22 protein-coding genes are annotated in these 20895 nt (G+C 72.3%); 11 read left to right on the top strand and 11 right to left on the bottom strand.

The features are described from left to right. Positions 1–4 precede the first annotated feature (4 nt). Both Q6348_RS10545 and Q6348_RS10540 read right to left on the bottom strand, forming a co-directional pair. Complete coding sequence (locus tag Q6348_RS10545; RefSeq protein ID WP_304601252.1) at positions 5–610, bottom strand: sulfocyanin-like copper-binding protein; 606 nt, start codon at positions 608–610, stop codon at positions 5–7. Then, positions 607–888 carry an SHOCT domain-containing protein gene (locus Q6348_RS10540; RefSeq protein WP_304601251.1) on the bottom strand — a complete coding sequence of 94 codons (282 nt, stop codon included), beginning with the start codon at positions 886–888 and terminating at the stop codon, positions 607–609. The genes Q6348_RS10545 and Q6348_RS10540 overlap by 4 nt, the downstream gene beginning before the upstream one ends. Before the next feature lie 221 nt (positions 889–1109). Here Q6348_RS10540 and Q6348_RS10535 point away from each other — a divergent pair, with 221 nt between their 5' ends. Continuing rightward, the gene (locus tag Q6348_RS10535) at positions 1110–1790 is read left to right on the top strand and encodes a vitamin K epoxide reductase family protein (protein WP_304601250.1); all 681 of its coding nucleotides are present in this window, start codon (positions 1110–1112) and stop codon (positions 1788–1790) included. Between the two features lie 36 nt (positions 1791–1826). On the opposite strand, the gene Q6348_RS10530 is transcribed toward Q6348_RS10535, so the two are convergent. From Q6348_RS10530 to Q6348_RS10520, 3 genes are all read right to left on the bottom strand, one after another. Beyond that, positions 1827–2708, bottom strand: coding sequence for a multicopper oxidase family protein (locus Q6348_RS10530; RefSeq protein ID WP_304601249.1), 882 nt, complete (start codon positions 2706–2708; stop codon positions 1827–1829). Further along, complete coding sequence (locus Q6348_RS10525; RefSeq protein WP_304601248.1) at positions 2621–3049, bottom strand: multicopper oxidase domain-containing protein; 429 nt, start codon at positions 3047–3049, stop codon at positions 2621–2623. Before Q6348_RS10525 ends, Q6348_RS10530 begins: the two co-directional genes overlap by 88 nt. Before the next feature lie 239 nt (positions 3050–3288). Further along, positions 3289–3549, bottom strand: a complete 261-nt coding sequence (locus tag Q6348_RS10520) for an SHOCT domain-containing protein (RefSeq protein ID WP_304601247.1) — start codon at positions 3547–3549, stop codon at positions 3289–3291. Between the two features lie 181 nt (positions 3550–3730). Here Q6348_RS10520 and Q6348_RS10515 point away from each other — a divergent pair, with 181 nt between their 5' ends. From Q6348_RS10515 to Q6348_RS10480, 8 genes are read left to right on the top strand one after another with little or no spacing between them, the layout of a single operon-like run. Then, entirely contained in the window at positions 3731–4078 is a 348-nt protein-coding gene (locus Q6348_RS10515; protein ID WP_304601246.1) for an NADH-quinone oxidoreductase subunit A, read from the top strand. Beyond that, the gene (locus tag Q6348_RS10510; protein WP_304601245.1) at positions 4069–5163 is read left to right on the top strand and encodes a hypothetical protein; all 1095 of its coding nucleotides are present in this window, start codon (positions 4069–4071) and stop codon (positions 5161–5163) included. Before Q6348_RS10515 ends, Q6348_RS10510 begins: the two co-directional genes overlap by 10 nt. Then, positions 5156–6082, top strand: a complete 927-nt coding sequence (locus Q6348_RS10505) for an NADH-quinone oxidoreductase subunit H (protein WP_304601244.1) — start codon at positions 5156–5158, stop codon at positions 6080–6082. The genes Q6348_RS10510 and Q6348_RS10505 overlap by 8 nt, the downstream gene beginning before the upstream one ends. Beyond that, entirely contained in the window at positions 6079–6642 is a 564-nt protein-coding gene (locus Q6348_RS10500; protein WP_304601243.1) for an NADH-quinone oxidoreductase subunit J, read from the top strand. The genes Q6348_RS10505 and Q6348_RS10500 overlap by 4 nt, the downstream gene beginning before the upstream one ends. Continuing rightward, entirely contained in the window at positions 6639–6941 is a 303-nt protein-coding gene (gene nuoK / locus Q6348_RS10495) for an NADH-quinone oxidoreductase subunit NuoK (protein WP_304601242.1), read from the top strand. Before Q6348_RS10500 ends, nuoK begins: the two co-directional genes overlap by 4 nt. After that, a complete protein-coding gene (locus tag Q6348_RS10490; protein ID WP_304601241.1) occupies positions 6938–8827 on the top strand; it encodes a proton-conducting transporter transmembrane domain-containing protein in 1890 nt (629 codons plus the stop codon). The genes nuoK and Q6348_RS10490 overlap by 4 nt, the downstream gene beginning before the upstream one ends. Then, complete coding sequence (locus Q6348_RS10485) at positions 8827–10314, top strand: complex I subunit 4 family protein (RefSeq protein ID WP_304601240.1); 1488 nt, start codon at positions 8827–8829, stop codon at positions 10312–10314. Before Q6348_RS10490 ends, Q6348_RS10485 begins: the two co-directional genes overlap by 1 nt. Before the next feature lie 25 nt (positions 10315–10339). Beyond that, positions 10340–11743: an NADH-quinone oxidoreductase subunit N gene (locus Q6348_RS10480; protein WP_304601239.1), complete on the top strand. Its 1404-nt coding sequence runs from the start codon at positions 10340–10342 to the stop codon at positions 11741–11743. 13 nt (positions 11744–11756) lie between these two features. On the opposite strand, the gene Q6348_RS10475 is transcribed toward Q6348_RS10480, so the two are convergent. The 6 genes from Q6348_RS10475 to Q6348_RS10450 form a co-directional block, all read right to left on the bottom strand. Continuing rightward, positions 11757–12863 (bottom strand): HAMP domain-containing sensor histidine kinase, encoded by a 1107-nt coding sequence (locus Q6348_RS10475; protein ID WP_304601238.1) that lies wholly within the window; start codon positions 12861–12863, stop codon positions 11757–11759. Next, positions 12854–13585 (bottom strand): response regulator transcription factor, encoded by a 732-nt coding sequence (locus tag Q6348_RS10470; RefSeq protein ID WP_304601237.1) that lies wholly within the window; start codon positions 13583–13585, stop codon positions 12854–12856. Before Q6348_RS10470 ends, Q6348_RS10475 begins: the two co-directional genes overlap by 10 nt. A gap of 31 nt (positions 13586–13616) precedes the next feature. Then, positions 13617–15911 carry a heavy metal translocating P-type ATPase gene (locus tag Q6348_RS10465; RefSeq protein ID WP_304601236.1) on the bottom strand — a complete coding sequence of 765 codons (2295 nt, stop codon included), beginning with the start codon at positions 15909–15911 and terminating at the stop codon, positions 13617–13619. Between the two features lie 63 nt (positions 15912–15974). Beyond that, the gene (locus tag Q6348_RS10460; protein WP_304601235.1) at positions 15975–16175 is read right to left on the bottom strand and encodes a YHS domain-containing protein; all 201 of its coding nucleotides are present in this window, start codon (positions 16173–16175) and stop codon (positions 15975–15977) included. 719 nt (positions 16176–16894) lie between these two features. Continuing rightward, positions 16895–18025 carry a cytochrome b N-terminal domain-containing protein gene (locus Q6348_RS10455; protein ID WP_304601234.1) on the bottom strand — a complete coding sequence of 377 codons (1131 nt, stop codon included), beginning with the start codon at positions 18023–18025 and terminating at the stop codon, positions 16895–16897. Then, positions 18022–18621, bottom strand: a complete 600-nt coding sequence (locus Q6348_RS10450) for a hypothetical protein (RefSeq protein WP_304601233.1) — start codon at positions 18619–18621, stop codon at positions 18022–18024. Before Q6348_RS10450 ends, Q6348_RS10455 begins: the two co-directional genes overlap by 4 nt. A gap of 181 nt (positions 18622–18802) precedes the next feature. Between Q6348_RS10450 and Q6348_RS10445 the strand changes: the two genes are divergently transcribed. Together Q6348_RS10445 and Q6348_RS10440 are read left to right on the top strand one after the other, a co-directional pair. Next, positions 18803–19456, top strand: coding sequence for a response regulator (locus Q6348_RS10445; RefSeq protein WP_304601232.1), 654 nt, complete (start codon positions 18803–18805; stop codon positions 19454–19456). Then, a complete protein-coding gene (locus Q6348_RS10440; RefSeq protein WP_304601231.1) occupies positions 19443–20831 on the top strand; it encodes an ATP-binding protein in 1389 nt (462 codons plus the stop codon). Before Q6348_RS10445 ends, Q6348_RS10440 begins: the two co-directional genes overlap by 14 nt. Positions 20832–20895: the final 64 nt, after the last annotated feature.

Genomic DNA, 20895 nt, shown 5'->3' with positions numbered 1-20895 from the left:
GACCTCAGCGCACGACGAGCAGCGTCTCCATCCCCGCGGCGTAGTGCCCCGGAAGGTTGCAGACCAGCTCGTAGCGCCCTGGCTTCAGGTCGAGTGTGACCCAACCCTGCGCGCCGGGTGCGATGCCCTCGCCCTCGCCCTCGGCGTTGGTCGCCGAGGCCTCCCCGAGGCTCGTCGACTCGTCGACCGTCCCGTCGGCGCCGACGTCGCGTTGACCGACTCGCTGACCGTCAGGCAGGGGCAGGACCACGAGCTCGTGGTCGACGCTGCCCCCGTTGACCACCCTGAGCGTCACGGTGCCGGCAGGGACGTCCGCACGGTGGGCGGTCAGCGACATCCACCCGCTGGGCCACGACCCCGCGTCGGCGGACCGGCCGCCCATCATCCCGGAGCCGCCCATCATCGCCATGTCCGCCGCGACCACGTCGACAACCGTCCCGGGCAGGTCCGCCAGACCTTCACCGGGCGCGCCCGCACGGAACATCGGCCACGCGCCCCGCTGGGTGGACAGCGTGACGCCGCCTCCCACCGCCCAAGCGAGGGACGTGGCCAGCAGCGCGACGGTGGCGACAAGGGCGGCGATCGTCCAGCCGCGCGCCGCCTTGGTCACCGGCCACCCCCGCGCGCATCCAGGATCGCCGCACGCGTGCTCCGGTAGGTCTCGACGTCCACCTCACCGCGGGCCAGGCGCTGGTCCAGCACCTCCAGCGCGGACCCGCTCGGAGTCGACGCGCCGGTGGGCGGCGGGGGCGTCGGCGCATCTGACCGGTGGCCCCGTTCGGGCAGCAGCCGAATGACCAACCAGACCACCAGGCCGATGAGCACCAACCAGAACAGGCCCATGCCCAACCAGCCTGCGCCGCCCATGCCGCCGTACATCCCCATCATGATCGGATCCTTTCCCTCGTCGTCGTCTCCAGCGTGGGTGACGCAGATGTGCGGGCTGCCGGCGCAACGACGAAGAATCCGTCAAGAAGGCCTGGCGACCGGCCGGTCGCTCGCCGGGCAGGGGCCGACCGGACGGGGTCTTCACCGTTTCTTGACCGTGGCTCGACGGGTTCTTCGGCCTGGATGCCGATGGTGATCGCACCGAACCCGAGGAGCATCCGATGAGCCTGGACACCGCGCGTGACTCCCAGACCGACCTCACCGAGGCCGGCGAGCGGCGACCCGGCGGCTTCTGGGCCACCGTGCACCGCATCCGGCAGCACGATCGCTTCATCTTCGTCACGATGCTCGTCTCGGCGTGCGCAAGCCTGGTCGCGTCGTTCGTGCTGTCGGTGGATGCGCTGCGCCTGGCCGCCGACCCCGGCACCCAGCTCAGCTGCGACATCTCCAGCACCCTGAGCTGTGGCACCGTCGCCCAGTCGTGGCAGGCCCAGCTCCTCGGGTTCCCCAACGCGTTCCTCGGCCTGATCGCGGAGCCGGTCGTCATCACCATCGCGGTCGCGGCGTTGGGTGGGGTGCGCTTCCCCCGCTGGTTCATGGTGTCCGCGCAGACGGTCTACACGCTCGGCGTGATCTTCGCCTACTGGCTGTTCGTCCAGTCGATGTTCGTCATCCATGCACTCTGCCCGTGGTGCCTCCTGGTCACCGTCTCGACGACGCTGGTGTTCACCTCGCTCACGCACGTCAACATCCGTGACGGCAACCTCCCCCTGCCCCCACGGATGCTCTCCCAGGCCCGAGCCCTCATCGCCGCCGACGTCGACGCCATCGGGGTCGCCGCGTGGCTGGTCTTCCTGGCGGCGGCGATCCTCGCCCGGTACGGAGTCGCGCTCTTCGGCTGACCACACGCCTGGGCTGCGCATGCCGGCACGCGCGGGCTACCGAACGACGACGACGCCCATCATCCCGAGGTCCTCGTGGTCGAGGATGTGGCAGTGGTAGACCGTCGCGCCGGCATGACGGGCGAACGCGATCCTGACCACGACCTGGCCTCCGGCCGGTACGTCGACGACGTCGCGCACGTCGACCCGCTCGCGCGCCGCGTCGGTCCCGTCGACGACCTGCATCGGCCACACGTGCAGGTGGAACGGGTGATCCATCATCGTCGCGTTCCGGATGGTCCACTCCTCGACGGTGCCGAGCTCCACGCGCTGGTCGACCCGGTCCGCGTCGAACGCACGCCCATCGATGAGGAACTGCATGCCGCCCATGCCGCCCATGCCCATCGTGAAGGTCAGGGTGCGGGTCCGGTCCACGCGGGCCCCGCGCAGGTCACGTGGGGCGGGGTGCGGACGTCCCGCCTGCGTCGAGGGGGTCGTGCCGGAGACCTCACGGCCGCCGGGCCGCAGGGTGAGGACGGGAGCGTCCTGCCCGTCGAACGAGTCCGAGCCCATCATCCCCATGCCTGCCGCCCCCCGCGGGTACGCGCGGGCTGTGACGCCCGTGCGCCGGCCGGGCACCTGGATCTCCAGGTCGGCACGGTTCCCGGGTGCGAGCACCACACGCTGCCGCGTCAACGGTGGCGAGAACACTCCCGAGTCGACGCCATGCAGGCGCATCTCCTGACCGGCCACGGAGAGATCCAGGTAGCGACTGGTGCAGGCGTTGACCACGAGCAGCCGCTGCGTCGACCCCGGTGTCGCCACGAGCTCAGGGGCCACGAGACCGTTGGTCAGGAGCGTCTCACCGACCCGTCCGCGCATCCGGTCCTGCGCCGAGGCTTCCGCGACACGACCGGAGGAGAATGTGGTGTCAGACACGACCACCACGCGCGGTGCGGGCCGGCCCGGGCCGTCGTCGTCGATGAGGATCGCTCCGTAGAGGCCGGCGAACACCTGGTCCGCCACTGTCCGTGGTGGTGCGGGTGATACCAGAACAGACCGGGGGGATGGTCCGCCGGCAGCGTGATCTCGTAGTCGAAGGTCTCCCCCGGTGCGACCCGGAGGAAGGGGTTGTCGCCGTTGTCCGTCCGAGAGACGAGCAACCCGTGGGTGTGCAGGTTGGTCGGCTCGTCGAGCTCATTGGCCAGGTGCACCCGAAGGCGATCGCCGGGACGCATGCGCAGCGTGGGACCGGGCACGGTGCCGTTGTAGGTGACCATGCTCACGCGTCGGCCGTCGATCGTCACCTCCGTCCTGGCGACCGTCAGGTCCACGTCGAGCACTCCTGCGGTCGCAGTGATCACCCGGGGCTCGGACCACGCGGGGCCCGGCGACGCCGTGGCAGCCGGCTCCGTGCCGAACGGTGGCCAACCCCGCGCCCCCAGGCCGGCCGGGCCGACTGCGAGGCTCCCGGCCCCTGCCGCCCCCAGGGTCAGGGCCTGACGTCGTGACATCTGACTCACCGGTCCTCCAGGGCTCGCAGCCGGGAGGTGAACTCGTCGATGTCGATCTCGCCCCGAGCGAGGCGCTGCTCGAGCAGCTCGGGGCCCGCAGGGCCGGTGCGCCGTCCAGGGAGCCGGCCGCCCCCGGTGTCGGGCCGCAGCCGGCGTCCCGCCCGGGACGACGACCGCAGGCCCACGTACGTCACCGTGGCGGCACCGACGAGCACCAAGGTCCACAGCACGTACGTCCAGACGTCCGCGCCCGCCAGATCGCTCATCCTGCGCTCCCCTCCGTGTCGGCTGAGGGACCACCTTCGCCGTTCCGAGTGGAGATAAACCGGCGGTGTCGATGAAGAAACCCCGAAGAACACCCTGAAGCCGACCCTCACCGTGCCGACGTCGCGGCCGGTCAGTAGCGTCGTCGGCGTCCGTAGCTGCGCCGAGCGCCGGAGGGGAGCCATGACCGCGTGGGCAGGTCTGGGCGTCGCGGGTCTGGCCACGGCCGGGCTCGTGGTGCTGGTGCGACTCGCCTCCCGGCTCGCCGCGGGCCGACCGCCGCTGACGACGCTGCCGTTCCAGTCAGGGCACAGTCCGGACGAGCACGCGCTGTCCCGGTACCACGCGCGCTGGTATCCCATGACCCTGCTCTTCCTGGCGTTCGACGTCGAGATGTTGTTCATGTACCCGTGGGCCCTCGTGGTCGCCGCCCGAGGCACCGCGGCGATCGTCGAGATGTTCGCCTTCCTCGGCGTGCTGCTCGCGGGCGTCGTGTGGGCATGGCGCGAGGGAGTGCTGCGGTGGGTGTGACGGGCGTACGGCGCGGAATCCACGTCCTGGTGGTCGCGGCGCGCGGCGGAGCGCTGGTGCGGCTGAGCGTGGAGCGCGCGCTGCGCACCTTGGGATGGGTCCCGGCATCGTCCCCGGCCGACGCCGACCTGCTGGCGGTGTGCGGGACGCCGGCTGACCAGGAGCGCGACGCGATCGAGCAGATCTGGCGACAGCTACCCGGCCCGCGCGCCCGCGTCGAGGTGACCAGCACCGAGGCCCTCGGCGAGCTGCTCAGCCAGGCCGCATCGGCGCTCGAGGACCATGAGCTCCAGGCGACGTTGGCCCAGGAGGCGGACGCCTCCGCCCCGATGGGCATGGACCACGAGGACATGGACCACGCGGGCATGGACCACGGCGACATGGACCACGGCGACATGGACCACGGCGACATGGACCACGGGGACATGGACCACGGGGACATGTCGATGACCGGGCCGGGTGGGATCGCGCTTGCCGGGAGCTCCGACGACGACCGGGACGGGCTCGAGATGGACGTCGGGCACGTGATCCTGGGGGCGGGGCTGCCCGGCTGGCCCGCCGGCCTCGTGCTACGGGCGACGCTGCACGGGGACGTGGTGACGGGAGTCGAGGTGCTCGCCTCCCCCGCCCCGCCGTCGCTCTCCGACCCGGCCGTACGGGCTGCCCTCCTGGTGGACGCCGCGGCCGGCGTGCTGGACCTGGCCGGCTGGTCGGCTGCCGCCGACTCCGCGCGCCGAGCCCGGGACGACCTGATGGACGCCGCCGGTGCCACGCGCATCGCAGCCGCCGATGTCGCCCGGCTCACCCGACGGGTTCGCCGCTCGGTGCTGCTGCGCTGGTCCCTGGAGGGCCCCGGGCACCGTGCTCCGTCGTCTCCCGCCCCGGGCAGCGTCGTACGCCGACGACTCATCGCCCTGCTCGAGGCCGCCGCGACGACCCTCGCCGACCCGCAGGGTCCGGCACACGTGCCGCTCGGCGACGATCTCGCGCTGCTGCCGGAGCTTGCGGAAGGCCAGGAGCTGGCGAGCCTGCGGCTGCTCGTCGCGAGCATGGCACTGGACGCCGGGGTGGCTGCAGATGCCTGAGGTGACGACGCTCCAGCCCTGGTGGGCTGCCCTGGCTCCCGTGACGCTGCTCACGCTCGCCGCGGCGGGTGCGGCGATGGCCGGCGCACAGACCGCGCGACGCCGCGGCGACGGCCCGCTCGTCGCTGCCACGACGCCACTGACCGAGACCTGGCGGCTGCTGCGCCAGCGCCGCCGGGTCCCGGTCGCTGCGGACCGCGTCCTGTGGCACGTGGCCGTCGGTGGCCTGCCCGTGGTCGCGGTCCTGATGGCGGTCGTCGTCCCGCTGGGCTCGGTGGTGCTCGTCGACAGCCCCGTCGGCGTCGTGTGGTTCAACGCGATGGACGTCATGCTCTGGGCGTTGTGGTGGCTCGCAGGCTGGGGCCCGAACAGCACGCACTCGCTGGTCGCCGGCCACCGCTTCCTGGGACTGGCACTGGCCTACGAGCTGCCGCTCATGTTCGCGCTGACCTCGCCTGCGATCGCGGCGCACAGCCTGCGACTGGCGGACGTGGCGTCCGCCCAGCAGGGCCTGTGGTTCGCCGTCTGGATGCCGGTGGCTTTCGGGGTGTACCTGCTCTCCGCCGTGGCGTTCAGCTCGTGGGGGCCGTTCGCCGTCGCCGCGCACAGCGACCTGGCCGGCGGCGTGCTCGCGGAGACGTCCGGGGTGGACCGATGGCTGGTGCTCGCCGGGCGTCACCTGGTGCTGGCCGCCGCCGCGCTCGTGGCGGTCCCGCTGTTCCTGGGCGGCGGGGCCGGGCCCGTGCTCGGCCCCGTGGCGTGGACGCTGGTCAAGGCGCTGGTCGTGCTCGCCGTGCTCGAGCTCAGCGCCGGACGGGCGCCGATGATCCGGCCGGAGCGCTTCGCGGAGGTCGGCTGGATGGTGCTGCTCCCGGCCACGGTGCTGCAGATGCTCGTGGCAGCGGGAGGTGCGTCGTGATCGGGACGATCGTGTTCTGGGTCGCGGCGCTGGTCGCGGTGGCCGCCGGGGTCGAGGTGTTCCGCACCGACTCCATGGCCCGCGCCTCCTACGCGCTCGCCGCATCCTTCGTGGCGGTCGGGGTGATGCTCCTCGCCTTCGAGCTGGACTACCTGGGCGTGATCGTCATCCTCATGATGGTCATGGAGATGGCGATCATGGCGCTGTTCATGATCATGCTGATGGGCATGAATCCAGCGCTGATGCCCATGTCCATGGTGCACGGCAAGCGCACCGCGACCGTGGTCGCCGCCGTGGTGTTCGTGGGTCTCGCGGCCGCGGCCCTCCTGATCCCGTGGCCCGACAGGGCCGGTGCCCCCGCGGCCGACCTCACGCGAAGCCTGGGGGACGCCGTCATGGGCTCGAAGATGCTCGTGATGCTCACCGTCAGCCCGGTGCTGTTCGCCACGATCATCGGTGCGCTGGTGCTGGGGCACCCCCGGGACCGTTACCAGCGATACGGCGACGACCTCGAGCGCGACCATCCGGACGACCCGATCCAGGGCGGTGTCGGCCGATGACCCTGTCCCTCGTGCTCGTGGTGGCCGCCGCGTTGTTCGCCGTCGGCCTGTGGGGCGCGCTGTCCCAGCAGGTGGTCGTGATGGTGATGATGGGGATCGAGCTCATGATCAACGCCGTGATCCTTGCAGGCGGTGCGTTCTGGTGGTTCACCACGCCGTCGCCCGACGGCCAGGTGCTCCTGCTCGTGGTGATCGCGGCGATGACGGTGGAGATGGCGATGGGCTTCGCCGTCGCGCTCCTGCTGCACCGACGTCGTGGCACGGACATGACGGACATGGCGAGCGAGCTCAAGCGATGAGCGGCGGCTCGCTCCTCGCGCTCGTCGCGCTCCCCGCGCTCGGTGGCGCGGGCCTGCTGGGCCGCGGGGCCGCACGTGCCCGGACGGGACACGCACCGGCGCGGGATCGCACCGCGAGCGGCATCGCCCTGGCCACGGCGAGTCTCAGCGTGGCCCTCGGCATCCTGGTGTCCGCAGGCCGACCCGTCCTGACGTGGTCGTTCATCCCAGGGGGCGCCTTCGCGCTGGGCGTGGACGGCCTGACCGCGCTGCTGCTGCCCGGTGTGCTGGCCGTCGCCCTCCTGGTGCTGGTCGCGGCCGCCGTCGAGCGCACCGAGCCGGCCGCCCGGTTCCACGGGTTGATGCTGCTGTTCGTGGCGGCGGTCGCGGTCACGCTCACCGCCACGTCGCTGCCGGCGCTGCTGCTCGGGTGGGAGCTGATGGGCGCCGCGTCCTGGTCGCTGATCGGGTTCCGGTGGCGCGATCCGGAGCGGACGTCGGCCGGTGTGGCCGCGTTCGTCACCACCCGGACAGCGGATCTCGGCCTGTACCTGGCGGCGGGCGCCGCGGCGGCCGGCTCGGCATCGGACCATCTCGGGCTCGGGCTCGAGGCCCTCCCGGACCTCTCCTCGCCGTGGCGCCAGGTCGTGGCCGTCGGCGTCGTGGTCGCAGCGCTCGGGAAGGCCGCGCAGCTACCGTTCAGCGTCTGGCTGTCCAAGGCGATGCTGGGCCCCAGCCCAGTCAGCGCGTTGCTGCACTCGGCGGCGATGGTGGCGATGGGCGGGTACCTGCTCCTGCGCGTCGAGCCGCTCCTTGCGGCAACACCCGCGGTTGCCTCGGCAGCGGCGTGGACCGGCGCGGTGACCACCGTGGTCCTCGGGGTGGTGGCGATGGCGCAGCAGGACCTCAAACAGCTCCTCGCCGCCTCGACCTCCGCCCAGCTGGGCTTCGTGGTCCTGGCTGCAGGAGTGGGCGACGCGGCCGGTGGGACAGAGCACCTGCTCGGGCACGCGGGCACCAAGGCGTTGCTGTTCCTCGTTGCGGGACTGTGGCTCACGGCCCTCGGGACCAAACAGCTCGAGGCGATGGCCGGCGCGGCGCGCTGGTGGCGCGCCGTCGGGGTGCTGTTCACGCTCGCCGCGCTGACGTTGGCCGGACTGCCCCCGCTCGGGCTGTGGGTGACCAAGGACCACGTCCTGGCCGCTGCCGCCGAACGCAGCGGATGGCTGTACGGGGTCGCGCTCATCGGCGCCGTGCTGTCCGCGGGCTACGCGGCCGTCGCGCTGCGGGCAGCGTGGCGCGGTCCCGAACGCCGTCCCACCGATCGGCCCGGGTGGGACAGCGAGGAGCCCGGCGACCGGCACGTGCCGCGGGCCGCCGTCCTGCCCCTCGCGGTGCTCGCGGGAGGCGCCCTGGCACCCGTCGCCCTCCTGGTGCCGGCCGCCTCCGACGCGGTCGACGCCCTGCTCGGCGTGACGGGAGCGGCCACGCCGGGGGCAGCAGAGATGGCACTGTCCGCCGCGCTGGCCGTGACCGCGTTCGGTCTGGTGCTGCGCCGGGTGCCGCGACCGGTCCCTGGCGCGGTGCGATGGTTCGACCTCGACCGTGCCGCGGCCGTCCTCGTGGTGACGCCCGTCGAGACGCTCGCCGCACGTGCCGACCGGCTGGACCGGGCGCTGGACCGCGCGGTCGCGGGCACGGCCCGCGCGACGACGACCGTGGCCGCCGCCGCGGCACGCCTGGACGTCTCGGGGGTCGACGGTGCCGTGCGCGCGGTCGCCGGCTCCGTGCGCGCCGCGGGGCGCGCCACGCTACGCCCGCAGTCCGGGCTCGTTCATCAGTACCTGGGTGCCGCGGCCGTCGTGCTCGCCGTTGGCGCCGTCCTCCTCGTGGTGGTGAGGCCTTGATGCTGACCGTGATCGTGTTCCTGCCGTTGCTGGGTGCGGCCCTGCTCGCCTTCAGCAGGACCGGGCCACGGCCCGCTCGGGGCGTGTGGCTCGCCGTCACCGTCGCAGACCTGGCGTTGGTGGTCGCGATGACCATGGGCTACCGCCCGCCGGCAGCCGGTGGGTTGGCCTACGCCGAGCAGGTCGACTGGATCCCCGGCGCGGGCGTGTCCTACCACGTGGGTGTCGACGGCCTGTCGCTGCCGATGCTGCTGGTGACCGACGTCCTGTTCGCTGCGTGTGCGGTCTGGGCGTTGCGCATGGATGACCGCGTCCGCCGCCTGGCCGCGCTGTTCCTCGCTCTGCAGACCACGTGCCTGGGGTTGTTCGCGGCCCAGGACCTGATCCTGTTCTTCCTGTTCTTCGACCTGTCGATCGTGGCGATGTACGCGGTCATCGCGGGCTGGGGTCACGGAGAGCAGGCCAAGCGGTCGGCGCTGCAGTTCTTCCTGTACACGTTCCTGGGCTCGCTCGCCCTGCTGGTCGGCTTCATCGGGCTGTACCTCGGATCCACGCCGCACACCTTCGACATCCCCACGCTGGTGGCGCGCGCCCAGGGCGGCACCGCCCTGGCCGGTGGCGCGGTCCTGGGACTGATCCTGCTGGGCCTGGCGATCAAGACCCCGACGGTCCCCTTCCACACCTGGCTGCCCCCGGCCCACACCGACGCACCTGCGGTCGGCTCCGCGATCCTCGCCGGCGTGCTGCTGAAGATGGGGACCTACGGCTTCCTTCGGGTCGGGATGCCCCTGCTTCCCGACGCCTGGCGGTCCTGGGCGTGGGCGATCGTGGCGGTCGGGCTCGTCTCCGTGCTCTACGGGGCGCTGGTCGCCCTGGCGCAGAACAACGTCAAGCGGATGATCGCCTACACGTCGGTGAACCACATGGGCTACGTGGTGCTCGCGGTCGGTGCGGCGGGGCTGGTGGCGCCCGACTCGGCCACCGCCCGCGAGGTCGCGATCACGGGCGCCGTCACCCAGATGGTCAGCCACGGGCTGGTCACCGGCGCGCTCTTCCTGCTTGCCGGGGTCCTCGAGAGCCGTGCGCACAGCTACGAGATGGACCGGTTCGGGGGCCTGGCGGGCGTGGCCCCGCGCTACACGGCCCTGTTCGCCGTGGGGGCGCTGGCGTCGCTCGGACTCCCGGCGCTGTCCGGGTTCGTGGCCGAGTTCCAGATCTTCACCGGGTCCATCGCGGCGACCTGGGTCGCGGCGCTCGCCCTGCCGGGCATCCTGCTGACGGCCGCCCTCTTCCTGCGGGCGTTCCACCGCGTCTTCACCGGCCCCGAAGGCCCCGCCACGCGCGGGTTCGCCGACCTGCGGGGCGCCGAGCTGGTGGGCGCAGGCGGCCTCCTGGCGCTGTCGCTGGCCCTCGGCATCGTCCCCGGCCCGGTGCTCGACCTGATCCGGCCGTTCGCCGCGTCCGTGATCTCGGCGATCGGAGGGTGACGGGCGTGCGTGCGGAGGATGAGCGATGAGCGGGCACGACTACACCGCCCTGGCACCCGAGGGCGTGCTGGTCGCGGGATCGGTCCTGGTGCTGCTCCTCGGGTCCTTCCTCCCCCGCCGGCGCCTGCCGCTCACCCGCTGGGTCGCCAGCGCCGTCCTGCTGGGCTCCGTGGCCACGGCGCTCGCGGCGGGCACCGGATCGATCTTCGAGCACAGCTACGCGCTCGACCCCGCCACCGCCGTGGCCCGAGTGGTCGCACCACTGGCGAGTCTCGGGGTGATCTGGCTCGGAGCAGGTGAGCTGGCCCGCACGACACGTGAGGCGGAGACCTACACCCTCGTGCTGCTCGGCACGGCCGGAGCCGTCGTGCTGGCCGGTGCCACCGACCTCGCGGTGCTCGCGGCGGGGTATCTCCTCGCCTCGATCCCGGTGTATGCCCTCGTCGGCTTGGGCCGCGCCGGCGCTGCCGCGGAGGCGGCCCTGAAGACGTACCTGCTGGGCGCCATGCTCGGCGTGACGATGCTGCTCGGTACGGTCGTGCTGTACGGCGTCGGCGGCGCCACCGGCTACCGCGACCTGCACGCAGGCCTCGTCACCGCCCCCCCGGCAGGCGTCGCCGTGGGACTCGTAGCACTGCTCGCCGGCCTCGCGTTCAAGGCCGCCGCCGTACCGGGCCACTTCTGGCTGCCCGACGCGGCTCAAGGTGGCAGCGTCACTGCGGCAGCGTTCGTCACCACGGTGCCCAAGATCGGTGGTGTCCTGGCGGTCCTCCGCATCGTCGACCTCATGGGTGGTGTGGCGGTCGCGGCCACCTGGGCCGTCGCGATCATGGCTGCGGCGTCGATGATCGTGGGCAACCTGGCCGCCCTCGGACAGGACGACACCCGCCGGCTCCTCGGCTGGTCCGCGGTGGCTCAGGTCGGGTTCCTGCTCATGGCCCCGGCCGCGCTGTCGGACCCGGAGGCACTTCCGGCCGTGGGGCTGTACCTCGCGGGTTACGCGGTCACGAACGTGGCCGCATTCGCCGTGGCCGCCGCGCACCCGGGGCGCCGCGTGATGGCCGACTGGGCCGGCCTCGCGCGCAGCCACCCGGCCAGCGCTACCGCCCTCGTCATCGCCATGCTCGGTCTGGTCGGCACCCCGCCGACCGCCATCTTCGCCGGGAAGGTCACCGTGTTCTCGGCCGCCTGGGGGGCCGGCTGGCCCTGGCTCGTCGTGCTCGCGGCGATCCTGACGGTCGTCAGCCTCGCGTACTACCTGCGCTGGATACGCGCCGCGTTCATCGCTCCCCCCGACGACCAGGTGCCCGACGGTGGCGCGGTGCGCAGCGCGTCGACCGTGGCGGTGGCCGCCGGTGTGGTCGCGCTCGGCCTGGGGCTGGTGGCCGGGCCGGTGCTGAGCGCCTTCTCCGGGCACCTCACCTCGTGACGGCCGCCGCGGACTAGACGGCCGGCAACCGCAGCGTGAACGTCGCGCCCTGGCCGGGGCCCGGGCTCGCCGCCTCGAGCGACCCACCGTGGGCACGAGCGATGGCCCGAGCGATCGACAGTCCGATCCCGGAACCGCCGTGCCGGCGGTCACGCGCCGCGTCGACGCGGTAGAAGCGGTCGAACAGTCGCGGGAGGTGCTCCGCGGCGATGCCCTCACCGGTGTCCGTCACGACGACCAGCACGTCACCGCCGTCCCGCCCGGCACGCACCGACACGCGACCACCGGCCGGCGTGTGACGCACGGCGTTGTCGAGGAGGTTGGTCAGCACCTGACCGATGCGGTCCGGGTCGGCCTGCGCGAGCAGGCCGCCCTCGGCCTCGACGTCCACCTCGACCCCGCTGCCGACGTGCCGCGCCAGCGCCTGGGCGACCGCTTCCCGTGCGACCTGCCCGACGTCGGTGCCGCGCAGCTCGAGCCTGAGCCTGCCCTCCTCGGCGCTGGTGACCAGGGCGACGTCCTCGCTCAGCCGCGCGAGCCGCTCGACCTGCTCGCGCAGCATGCGCAGGGTCTCCTCGTCGGGCGCCTCCACCCCCTCGGCGAACGCCTCGAGGTAACCGGCCAGCACCGAGACCGGTGTGCGCATCTCGTGCGCGAGGTCCGCGAGCAGCTGGGTCCGGGTCTGCTCGACCCTGGCCAGCTCAGCGGCCATCGCGGTGAACGACTCCGCGAGCTGGTCGAACTCCGGTCCGACCCGCGGCGGCTCCACCCGGACGGTCAGGTCACCGGCCGCGACCCGCTCCGCTGCGGCGCCCAACGGCGCCAACGAGCGGCGGATGCGACGCGCGAGCACGATGCTCACGGCCGCCGACGCCACCAGCGCGGCCAGCAGCGACAGCGACAACGACAGCACCGACGCCGTCGCGAAGGCCCGTTCGGCGTGCTCGGTCGCGCTCTCCGCGGTCCCCGTGGTGCGCAGCATGTGCTCGTGGAACAGCCCCGGTCCCACAGCGGCCCCGACGGCCCACGCCGTGGCAGCTCCGACGAGTACCACCACGACGATCGCCAGCAGGAGACGCGTGGCGAGGTCAGCGCGTTCGGCGCGGTCGATCAGGCGCACGGGCCCAGCCGGTAGCCGTAGCCCCGCACCGTCTGCACGAAGGCCGGCGCCGAGGCGTCGTCGCCCAGCTTGCGCCTCACGTGCCCCAGGTGGACGTCGACGAGGTGCGGGTCGCCGACCCATCCCTCGCCCCAGACCTCGGCGATGAGCTGATCGCGGGAGAAGGCTCGCCGGGGCTGCCGGACAAGCACCGCCAGCACGTCGAACTCCGTGCGCGTCAGGCCCACCGGTTCTCCGTCCACGGCAACCTCCCTCGCCGAGAGGTCCACCCGCAGCCGACCGATCTCACGCACCTCGTGCGTCTGCTCCGGGGCCGCACGGGTCCCGATGCCACGAGGGCGCCGCAGCATCGCCTGAACCCGTGCCACCAGCTCCCGCGGACTGAAGGGTTTGGTCACGTAGTCGTCGGCCCCGACCGATAGACCGATGAGCCGGTCGACCTCCTCGGCCCGGGCGGTCAGCATGATCACGTAGCAGTCACTGAAGGTCCGCACGGTACGACAGACCTCCACCCCGTCCGCGCCGGGCAGCCCGAGGTCGAGCACCAGCACGTCGGGGTTCTCGGTGCGCACACGGTCGATGGCCTCCAGCCCGTCGCCGAGCGTGTCGACGTCGAACCCCTCCCGGGACAGGTAGGAGGCGATGAGGCGCGCGAGCGGCACCTCGTCCTCGACGACGAGCACGCTGCCCTTGGCGCCGGGTGGGGGCGGGGACGGAACCATCCGTCCATCCTCGCGCCCCGCCCCGCCCCGGTCAGGCCGACGCACCGACCGGCACAGTCGCAGCAGCACTCGGCTGCGCCGCGGCGTCGAGCGACACGGCGGTGAACCGGCGCAGCCGCAGGCTGTTCGTCACGACGAACACCGAGGAGAACGCCATCGCCGCGCCGGCGATCAGCGGGTTGAGCATCCCGGCGATGGCCAGCGGGATCGCGGCGGTGTTGTAGGCGAACGCCCAGAACAGGTTGCCCTTGATCGTCGCCAGGGTCCGCCGCGACAGGCGGATCGCGTCCACGGCGGCGCGCAGGTCCCCGCGCACCAGCGTGAGGTCGGAAGCCTCGATGGCCACGTCCGTCCCGGTGCCCATCGCGATGCCCAGGTCGGACTGGGCCAGGGCGGCCGCGTCGTTGACGCCGTCGCCCACCATCGCGACCACGCGGCCTTCGGCCTGCAGGCGGCGTACGACGTCGACCTTGTCCTGGGGCAGCACGTCCGCGATGACCTCAGTGACGCCCACCTGGCCGGCCACCGTCGCCGCGGCTCGCGCGTTGTCCCCGGTCAGCAGGACGGGCGTGAGACCCAGCCCGACGAGCTCGCGGACCGCCTGGGCCGAGGTCGGCTTGAGGGTGTCGGCGACCATCAGGACACCGCGGACCTCACCGTCCCAGCCGACGGCGACCACGGTGTGGCCTGCCTCCTGGGCGCGGTCCACCGCGACCTGGGCCTCGCCCGGCAGCGCGATCGTCAGAGTCTCCGCCATCCACAAGGGGCGGCCGGCCAGCACGGCGTGACCGTCGACCGTGCCCGTCACGCCGCGTCCCTGCACGTTGGCGAAGTCACCCACGGTCGGCAGCGGGCCGAGGCGATCGCTCGCCGCGGTGGCGATCGCCGCAGCGATCGGGTGCTCCGACGCGCCCTCGACCGCTCCGGCCAGGCGCAGCAGCTCGTCGGCGTCGGCGCTCCCCACCGGGACGACGCCCACCAGCTGCATCCGGCCGGCCGTGACCGTGCCGGTCTTGTCCAGCACGATCGTGTCGACCCGGCGGGTGGACTCCAGGATCTGCGGGCCCTTGATGAGGAGGCCCAGCTGCGCCCCGCGGCCGGTGCCGACCATCAGGGCAGTCGGGGTGGCCAGACCCAGGGCGCACGGGCAGGCGATGATCAGCACGGCCACGGCAGCGGTGAAGGCGGCCTGGGCGCCGGCACCGGCGATCAGCCATCCGAACAGCGTCAGGATGGCCAGCGAGATGACGACCGGCACGAACACCGCCGAGATCCGGTCGGCGAGGCGCTGCACGGGGGCCTTGCCGGTCTGGGCCTCCTCGACGAGCTTGGCCATCTGCGCGAGCTGGGTGTCCGCGCCGATCCTTGTGGCCTCGACCACCAGGCGCCCGCCGGCGTTGACGGTCGCGCCGACGACCTGGTCGCCGACGGTGACCTCGACCGGGACCGGCTCGCCGGTGAGCATCGAGGCGTCCACCGCGGAGGCGCCTTCGACGACGCGGCCGTCGGTCGCGATCTTCTCGCCCGGGCGGACCACGAATCGGTCGCCCACGGCCAGCTGCGAGACGGGGATGCGCTGCTCGGCGCCGTCGCGCAGGACGGCGACGTCCTTGGCGCCCATCTCCAGCAGGGCACGCAAGGCCGCCCCCGAGCGGCGCTTGGCGCGGGCTTCGAGGTAGCGGCCCAGCAGGATGAAGACGGTGACCGCGGAGGCGACCTCGAGGTAGATCTCGGTCATCCCGCCGGCGCCACGTGCGGGCAGCAGCGTGAACTGCATGCGCATGCCGGGTTCGCCCGCGCTGCCGAAGAAGAGGGCGACCAGCGACCACAGGAAGGCCGCGCTCACGCCGACGCTGATCAGGGTGTCCATGGTCGCCGCACGGTGGCGAAGGTTGGTCCACGTCGCCCGGTGGAACGGTAGAGCGCCCCACACCACGACGGGCGCGGCCAGCGTCAGGGACAGCCACTGCCAGTTGTCGAACTGCAACGGCCGCACCATCGACAACAGCACGACCGGTGTCGTGAGCACCGCGGTGACGATGAGCCGGCGGCGCAGCGCCTCGGTCTCGGCGTCGACCGGCTCACCGTCTGCCTGGTCGGCGTCGTCCGGTGGCGCCGGCAGGACTGCCGAGTAGCCGGTCGCTTCCACGGTCGCGATCGCGATCTCGGTCTCGGTGCCCTCGGGAAGAACGACCCGCGCCTTCTCCGTGGCGAAGTTGACGCTCGCCTCGACACCCGGCAGCTTGTTGAGCTTGCGCTCGATCCGGGAGGCGCACGACGAGCACGTCATCCCGCCGATCTCCAGCTCGATGATCTGCCCAGCCATCTCTGCTCCTCTCCTCCTGGCCCCGGTCGGGCCCGCGCGACGCACGGGCCCGACCGCGCGCCATCAGTGGTGCTGGCCGCCGTGCCCGTGCTCGTGGCCACCGTGCGTGTGCCCGCCCCCGAGGAACGACGCCGGGTCGGCCACGAACGCCTTGCGGCACCCCGGGGCGCAGAAGTAGTACGTCGTCCCGTCGACCTCAGCGCTCGGCGCGGTCGCCTGGTCCACACTCATCCCGCACACCGGGTCGATCGTCGTCTCCGCCATGCCACCCTCCTCCGATTGCCAATCCGATACCCCCACGGGGTATTCCGACCCTACTCCCGCGCACAGCAAGGAATGACCCCACGACGATGAAGAGTCGATCAACTCGACCCGGCGCCCCGAGCGAGGCCCCTGCCGAAGCCGCCTATCCGGCCGAGCAAGCGCTCCGATGAGGGCACGACCACGGCGTACGTCACAGCCACGGGTCGCCGACCCTCAGCCGTGAGCGCCGGTCGGCAGGTGCGCCGGACGGCCCCGACGCATGGCTCGTCAAGGAGTGACCGTCGGGGGTCCACGAGCAGGACGAGTGCCAGGTTCAGCGTCGCCGGGTCCCCACCGGAGAGCTCATCGGGGCCCCGCGCACACCCGAGCCGAAGGAGGCGTTGCCCAAGAGCTCAGCCGTGGCCTGAACGTGGTGCGCTACCGGCCCGCACCCGATCCCGTCCCGCGAGACGGAGCCGTGAGCTCCCGGGCCACCGCCCTGACGCCTCCACCGCCGACGCGAGCCAGTGCCCCCATCACGCGCAGGGCCAGCCCGAGGGAGGCGACGACCACGAGCGCGCTCACCCCGAACCACACGCCGGTGAGCGGAGACGGAGGAGCACCGATCGCCCCGCTCAGCGACCCGGTTCCCGCGATCGCCGCTGCGGTCAGCACCCAGAAGGACCGGCGTGCGCGCCCAGCGGCATCTGGCACCTGCTCTCGCGGGGGCGTCGGCACCGTCACATCCCCATTCCGAGGTGCTGCTTCGCCGGAGTCACGACCATGAGGACGGTCAGGACGGCCAGGAGAACCATGAGCACCGACCCGAGCGCCATCGCCACCGGACGGCGCCGCCAGAGGCGATTCGGGTTGCGGTCGATGAACGGCAGGGCGACGAGGAGTGCGAAGAAGGCCAGCTCGCCCCACAGGATGCCGGACAGACCGATCCAGTTCTCCAGCGTGAAGACCCACCAGAACATCCACGGCGGGCGGGTGATCTCGATGCCCTCGACCGGGGGTGCGCCGACGGCCGGCGGCAGCAGCACCGCGAGGATCCCCAGGATCCCGAGCAGGGCCAGGCCGAAGGCCGCGATCCGGCGCAGGTGGTGGGTGAACGGCGCGGTCGGCTCGTCGGCGGGGGCCTGCGTTCCCGAGGCGTCGGTGGGTAGCGCCGGGTGCGGCGAGATTCTGTGCTTCTTGACGAGAAGTCCGTGCAGGACCGCCAGCACGAGGATCAGACCGGGGACGATGACGGTGTGCGCGGCGTACAGGCGCACCAGGATGGGGACCTGGTCGGCGAACTGCGGTGAGAACCACAGCCCTGCGCCACCGAGCAGGTTGCCGATCTCGATGTTGTGACCAAGAGCCTCGAAACCCTCCTGATCCCACTTGAGCACGGTGCCGGTGAAGATCGCGAGGGTGACCAGTCCGAGCATCGCGACGCCGACGAGGTAGTTGCCCTCGCGCGGGCGCTTGTAGGAGCCCGAGACGAAGACCCGACCGAGGTGGAGCAGCGCGGTCACGTACATCGCCTGCGCTGCCCAGAAGTGCACACCACGCACGAACCCGCCACCCCAGACGCCGGTGACGATGTGCCGCACCGAGGCGTTCGCGGTCTCCGGCGTCGGACTGTAGAACTGCACCAGCAGGATCCCTGTGACGATCAGGATGCCGAGCGAGGCAGCGGTGATCCCGCCGAGGCTCCAGGCCAGGTTGTTCGCGTGACCGGGTACGGGATACTCCAGGGCGCTGATGCCCAACCGCTCGTCGACGACGTCCAGCACGGCACGGCCGCGTCCGCGGCGTACATCACTCTGCTCAGGGTTCGCCGAGGCGGTCGTTCCAGGGCTCGTTCGGGTGCTCGTGGTCATGCTCGCTCCATCCCTGCTGACTCCTCGTTCCCCTGTGTCAGCTCCCCGGTCCCCAGCCGCGCCCGGAGCGACCGGACGGTGTCCGCCGGCCGGAGCCTGGCCGCGAGCCAGGCGCCAAGCGCCGCGAACAGTGCCGATGCCCCCAGGAAGACCCAGTCCGATCCTCCGAGAGCTCCGCGCCCTGGCATGTCGGACGGGATGACCGTGGTTCCGGTCGCCGAGCCGACGGCGGGCGGGAGGTCGCTCACCGCCTCCGTGATCGACGCCTGGAGCAGCTCCTGCCCCTTTGCGACATCACCTGAGCTGAGGGCGCTCTGGGCCGCCTCGACCTGGCTGACGTCCACGCCCTCCTGGTCGGTCGTCGCGAGCGTGTCGTCGATCTTCTCCAGTGCGGCGTCGATGCCGTTCGTTCCCTGGTGGGCCAGATAGCCGAGTGCCTGCTGGACGAGGAGATAGCCCTCCTTGGTCTCGCCTTCCCCGTCGCCGTGCGCCCACGCCGCCGAGGCGAGCGAGACGGTCCCAGCGGCGGCCAGCACGCACGAGACCAGCACCGTCCACCACGGCCGGCGCCTGGCGTGCGGGATCCGTCTGCGCATCACTCGTGCCCTCCAAGGTCAGTCACTCGCCGACGGGAGTCGGCGACCTCCCTTCGATTCTTCGAGCAGGGTCCGGGCCCGGCCAGGGGCCTACCCCGCGCCGTTCCGGCGGGCTCTACCCAGGTGCACTGCGTGGGATCACCCAGGGGTCGAGGCAACGGCCTGACATAGGGTTCGGGACGTGACGGAGGTCATCCGTGTTCTCGTCGTCGACGACCACCCGCTCCACCGCGACGGTGCGCGCGGGATCCTTGCCCAGCATCAGGACATCGAAGTCGTCGGCGAGGCGGACAGCGGCGAGATGGCCGTCGCTCTCGCCGCGCGTCTGGAGCCGGATGTGGTCCTCATGGACGTCCGGCTGCCCGGCATCAGCGGCATCGAGGCCACACGACTCCTGCGGGACGCCCATCCCCGTGTCCACGTGTTGATCGTCAGCGCGTACGAGGACGACGAGTACGTCCGTGGGGCGTTGGAGGCGGGCGCCTCCGGCCACCTCAGCAAGGCAGCGCCTGGCCACGACCTGGTGGACGCGATCCGGTCGGTGGTCGCCGGCCGCAGCGTCGTCCGCCACGATGTGCTGGCACGTCTGTTGGCGACCCACCGCGACACACGGAGTCAGGCTCCCGCCCTGAGTGAGCGGGAGCACGCGGTGCTCGACCTGTTGGCCCAGGGTCTGCCCAACAAGCGCATCGCAGGGAGGTTGCACATCAGCCCGAGGACCGTGGAACGCCACTGCGAAGGCATCTACGCCAAGCTCGCGGTGCACTCCCGGACCGAGGCGGTCGTGACAGCCCTCGCCCTCGGCCTTGTCAGGGGCCCCGATGCCGACCGCTGAGCCGGGCGGTGGCCGCCACCGGCTCACCGTGCCCGTCCGGTCCCGACGCTTCTGGATCCTCCAGGCCACGATCCTCGCGATCATGACCCTCCACACGCTGGTGCTGGCCTCGCTCGACGGCCGGGACCTCGTGGGCATCCCTGCCCCCCTGACCTCGAGCCTCATGCTCATCCCGGTGCTCTACGCGGCGATGAGCTTCGGCGCCGCAGGCGCCCTCGCGACCGCGGGGTGGGCGACGGCGCTGTTCGCGCTGCACTGGTTGGTGGTGCACCGCGACCCGGTCACGAGCGCGCACCTGTGGATCGAGCTCGTCAGCATGGTCGTCCTGGGCGCGAGCGGGGCCGTCGTGGGCCGACAGGTGGATGCCGAACGGGACGCGCGGACCCGCACGGAGCGTGCACTGCGACAGGTCGCCGTCGCCGAGGCCAGGTTCCATGACCTGTTCGAGCACCAGCCATCGCCTGTGGTCGTCACTGATGCCGACGGTGTCGTCGTCGAGGCGAACGGCGCCGCCCTCCGCGTGCTCGGACACGCCGTCGTCGGTCGACCGCTGGTCGCGGTGGTGGGACAGACCCCACACGACCTCCTCGAGCGGGACGTCCCGCTCCCGATCGCGGGGCCGGACGGCACTGTCCGCCAGTACATGCCCTCGACCCACTCGCTCACCGACCGGGACGGTCGCACCGTGACCCAGGTGCTCCTGGCGGATGTCTCCCCCGAGCACCGGCGGCGCGAGGTCCAACGTGCGTTCACGGGCCGGGTCCTGGAGGTCCAGGAGCAGGAGCGGCTTCACCTGTCACGTGAGCTGCACGACGACCCGCTCCAGCAGCTCACCTACCTCACGAGGAGCCTCGACGAGCTCGGCAGCGACCCGCTGCTGCCCTCGGTGCTCGTCCAGCCCGTGCAGGACGGCCTGGACGTCGCCCGCAACGCCTCCGCGGCGCTGCGTCAGCTGATCCAAGGTCTTCGCCCGCCCATCCTGGACGACCTCGGCCTCGTGCCGGCACTGCGCCAGCTCGCCGACACCGTGCAGAAGCGGGCCAAGATCAGTGTCCACGTCCGGACGGTCGGCGCGGTGACCCGCGCCCCGAGCGACGTCGAGCTCGCCGTCTACCGGATCGCCCAGGAGGCACTGACCAACGCCGCCAAGCACTCCGGGGCGCGAAGCGTGGCACTGGACGTCGAGTTCGGCGCCAGGCTCACGGTGAGCATCCGCGACGACGGCCGAGGCTTCTCCCCTGACCGGGACGGCACCGGCGGGCTGGGGCTCATCGGAGCCAACGAGCGCGCAGAGCGGATCGGCGCCCAGCTGGCGGTCGAGTCCCAGCTGGGCGCCGGGACGACGATCCGGGTGTCCGCACCTCTCGGGCGGTGACGAGCCGTGCACGGGCCCACCTTCAGGACTGCTTCGCGCGCTCGCATCGGTCCGACTCGCCACG

Source organism: Actinotalea lenta, from assembly GCF_030586465.1.
GTDB lineage: Bacteria > Actinomycetota > Actinomycetes > Actinomycetales > Cellulomonadaceae > Actinotalea > Actinotalea lenta.
This window is presented reverse-complemented; position numbering and strand designations above follow the sequence as displayed.

Coding starts and splice junctions, on each gene's coding strand:
- Q6348_RS10515 (WP_304601246.1), top strand. CDS start 3,731: ATGACCGCGTGGGCAGGTCTGGGCGTCGCGGGTCTGGCCACGGCCGGG.
- Q6348_RS10440 (WP_304601231.1), top strand. CDS start 19,443: ATGCCGACCGCTGAGCCGGGCGGTGGCCGCCACCGGCTCACCGTGCCC.
- Q6348_RS10540 (WP_304601251.1), bottom strand. CDS start 888: ATGATGGGGATGTACGGCGGCATGGGCGGCGCAGGCTGGTTGGGCATG.
- Q6348_RS10485 (WP_304601240.1), top strand. CDS start 8,827: ATGCTGACCGTGATCGTGTTCCTGCCGTTGCTGGGTGCGGCCCTGCTC.
- Q6348_RS10505 (WP_304601244.1), top strand. CDS start 5,156: ATGCCTGAGGTGACGACGCTCCAGCCCTGGTGGGCTGCCCTGGCTCCC.
- Q6348_RS10465 (WP_304601236.1), bottom strand. CDS start 15,911: ATGGCTGGGCAGATCATCGAGCTGGAGATCGGCGGGATGACGTGCTCG.
- Q6348_RS10535 (WP_304601250.1), top strand. CDS start 1,110: ATGAGCCTGGACACCGCGCGTGACTCCCAGACCGACCTCACCGAGGCC.
- Q6348_RS10480 (WP_304601239.1), top strand. CDS start 10,340: ATGAGCGGGCACGACTACACCGCCCTGGCACCCGAGGGCGTGCTGGTC.
- nuoK (WP_304601242.1), top strand. CDS start 6,639: ATGACCCTGTCCCTCGTGCTCGTGGTGGCCGCCGCGTTGTTCGCCGTC.
- Q6348_RS10455 (WP_304601234.1), bottom strand. CDS start 18,025: ATGACCACGAGCACCCGAACGAGCCCTGGAACGACCGCCTCGGCGAAC.
- Q6348_RS10490 (WP_304601241.1), top strand. CDS start 6,938: ATGAGCGGCGGCTCGCTCCTCGCGCTCGTCGCGCTCCCCGCGCTCGGT.
- Q6348_RS10525 (WP_304601248.1), bottom strand. CDS start 3,049: ATGGTCACCTACAACGGCACCGTGCCCGGTCCCACGCTGCGCATGCGT.
- Q6348_RS10450 (WP_304601233.1), bottom strand. CDS start 18,621: ATGCGCAGACGGATCCCGCACGCCAGGCGCCGGCCGTGGTGGACGGTG.
- Q6348_RS10470 (WP_304601237.1), bottom strand. CDS start 13,585: ATGGTTCCGTCCCCGCCCCCACCCGGCGCCAAGGGCAGCGTGCTCGTC.
- Q6348_RS10460 (WP_304601235.1), bottom strand. CDS start 16,175: ATGGCGGAGACGACGATCGACCCGGTGTGCGGGATGAGTGTGGACCAG.
- Q6348_RS10520 (WP_304601247.1), bottom strand. CDS start 3,549: ATGAGCGATCTGGCGGGCGCGGACGTCTGGACGTACGTGCTGTGGACC.